The 2,572-nt window shown below is 74.6% G+C and carries 2 protein-coding genes and 1 pseudogene; all 3 read right to left on the reverse strand.

What is annotated here, in order from left to right:
• Window positions 1-112 precede the first annotated feature (112 nt).
• Complete coding sequence (locus FF86_RS28865) at window positions 113-1,177, reverse strand: acyl-CoA dehydrogenase family protein (RefSeq protein ID WP_044888814.1); 1,065 nt, start codon at window positions 1,175-1,177, stop codon at window positions 113-115.
• A 150-nt stretch (window positions 1,178-1,327) separates the two neighbouring features.
• Window positions 1,328-1,446: acyl-CoA dehydrogenase family protein (locus FF86_RS60120; RefSeq protein ID WP_242419825.1), on the reverse strand; the 119-nt coding region annotated here is incomplete at its 5' end.
• 1 nt (window position 1,447) lies between these two features.
• Window positions 1,448-2,515, reverse strand: a pseudogene (locus tag FF86_RS28870) (acyl-CoA dehydrogenase family protein); the annotation flags it as partial.
• Between the last annotated feature and the right edge of the window lie 57 nt (window positions 2,516-2,572).

Here is a 2,572-nt window from a genome sequence, read left to right on the forward strand (position 1 = left end):
GGCCCACCACTCCACCCCGCGGCAAACCCGACACGGAACAACCAAAAGATCACGGAACTGTCACATCGCACGAACGTGCGAAGGACAGGGCTAGCGGGACGCTCCCGGGCCGTCAGCCGGCGGTGGCGATCAGGCGCTCGCGGTGCTGGCGGGGCGTGCCGCGGACCAGCTCGTCGACCTTGATCCGGCGCAGGAACAGGTGCAGGTCGTGCTCCCAGGTGAAGCCCATGCCGCCGTGGAGCTGCAGCGCCGTGCTGGCCGCGCGGCTGGTCCCCTCGCCGGCCACGGAGCCGGCGACCGCGACGGCGGTGCCGGCGGCGACCAGATCGCCGCTGTCGAGCGCGCGGGCGGCGTCGTGGCCGCAGAGCCGCGCCGCCTCGATGTCGACGGCCATGGTCGCCGCGTGGTGCTTGACCGCCTGGAACGATCCGACCGGCCGGCCGAACTGCTCGCGTTCCTTGACGTACCCGACGGTCATGTCCAGCAGGCGGCCGGCGGCGCCGACCGCGTCCAGGGTGTGGATGATCGCCAGGGCCTGGTCCAGGGTCTCGGCGACGCCCGCGCCGACCCGGGCCCAGTCACCCGCCGGGACGGTGACGCCATGCAGGTCGACGGCGGCGATGTCCCGACTCAGGTCGAGGGTGGTACGGGCGGTACGGGTGGCGCTCGCGGCGGGAACGAGCGCAAGGGCGCGGTCGTCGTCGATGGCGGCGCTGGCCAGGAGCCACGCCGCGCCGAGTCCGCCGACGACGACAGCCGCCCGGCCGGCGAGGGTGAGCGTGCCGTCGGGTCCGGGCGCGCCGCTGATCGCGGCGTCGTCCGGCTCGGCCGCGGCCGGGACCGCGAGCGCCGCGCCCTCGGCCACCGCGTCGGACACGGCCGCCCCGATACCGATCTGGTCGAGCAGCCGGGCGACCAGGGCGGCCTGGCCGAGCGGCAGCGGCGAGCCGGCACGGCCGAGTTCCTCCACGACGACCGCGAGGTCGGCGAAGGTCCCCCCCTCCGCGGGCCGCAGCAGCGAGGTGAGTCCGAGTTCGGCGGCGGCGCGTAAGTCGTGCGCCGAGTAGAGCGCCGCGAGCGCCGCGCCGTCGGCCCGGGCCGCGGCCAGATCGGTGCGTTCCGCGAGCCAGTCGCGGGCGGCGTCGGCCAGGCTTTCCTGTTCGTCGCTGAGAAGCATGTCGCCGGATCCTTCCCCGACCGGTGCGGTCGGGCTCGCGGGTCGTCGGGCTGGCGGGGTGGCGGGCTGGCGGGCTGGCGGGTCGTCGGGCTGGCGGGCTGGCGGGGTGGCGGGGTGGCGGGGGCGGCGGGGGCGGCGGGGGCGGCGGTCCTAGCGCGGCAGGCCGAGGGCGCGTTCGGCGATGAGGTTGCGCATGATCTCCGAGCTGCCGCCGGCGATCGTGTACGCGCGGGCGTAGAGGTAGGCGTCCTGCCAGCGGCCGCCGTCGANGGCGTCGACGTCGCCCTCGGTGAGGATGCCGCGCGCGCCGAGCAGGTCCACGGCGAACTCGTGCAGCCGCAGGTTGAGCTCGCTGAACCACAGCTTCCCCGCCGGGGCGTCGATCACCCGCTCCCGGCCGGCCCGCCAACGGGCGAACGAGGACTGCCCGAGCAGCGCGCAGGCGCGGATCTCGGCCCGGAACGCGCCGAAGCGCTGGCGGATGTCGGCCTGCTCCAGTGCCGGCCGGCCCTCGATCTCGATCTTCTGGGCGAGCGCGTACAGGTCCTCCCAGGCGAGCTGGAGGTCGACGACCGCGGCGCTGACGCCGTTGCGCTCCTCGGCCAGCGACGCGTTCGCGACGATCCAGCCCTGGCCGGGCGTGCCGATCACGGCGGAGGCCGGGATGCGCACGGAGTCGAAGAACACCTCGTTGAAGTCGGAGGTGCCGGTGAGCTCGCGCAGCGGCCGGACGTCGATGCCCGGGGTGTCCATGTCGATCGCGAACGCGGTGATGCCCTTGTGCTTGGGCACGTCCGGGTCGGTGCGGGCCAGCAGGTACCCGCGGTTGGCCCAGTGGCCGTTGGTGGTCCACACCTTCTGCCCGGTCACGACGTAGCCGTCGCCGTCGAGTACCGCGCGGGTGCGCATGCCCGCCAGGTCGCTGCCCGCGTCCGGCTCGCTGAACAGCTGGCACCACAGGTCTTCGTTGCTGCGGATGGCGGGCAGCAGCTTCGCCCTCTGCTCGTCGGTGCCGAAGCGGATCAGCGCGCTGGCGGCGAGCCCGTTGGCGCCGGAGTGCATGGGCGCGCGCGCCCGGGCAATCTCCTCGGAGACGACGACGTCGCGGCGCGGGTCGTGCTCGGCCTCGCCACCGAACTCCACCGGCCAGTCGCCGCCGAGGTAGCCCGCCTCGAACAGCGCGGCAGTCCAGCGCCGCAGCTCGGCGAGCTCCTCGGCGTTCTCCGGGCTGCGCACCCCCGCCTTGGCCTGCCGCCCGGGCGCGTGGCCGGCGATGAACTCCCGCACCTGCGCCCGGAACTCCCCCAGCTCGGTCCCCGAACCCCAGTCCACGCTCATGACTCCTGCTCCAACTCGACTGCTCCGACTCGACTGCACCGACTCGACTGCACCGAC

Origin of the sequence: Frankia sp. CpI1-P, from assembly GCF_001421075.1 — a bacterium.
GTDB lineage: Bacteria > Actinomycetota > Actinomycetes > Frankiales > Frankiaceae > Frankia > Frankia torreyi.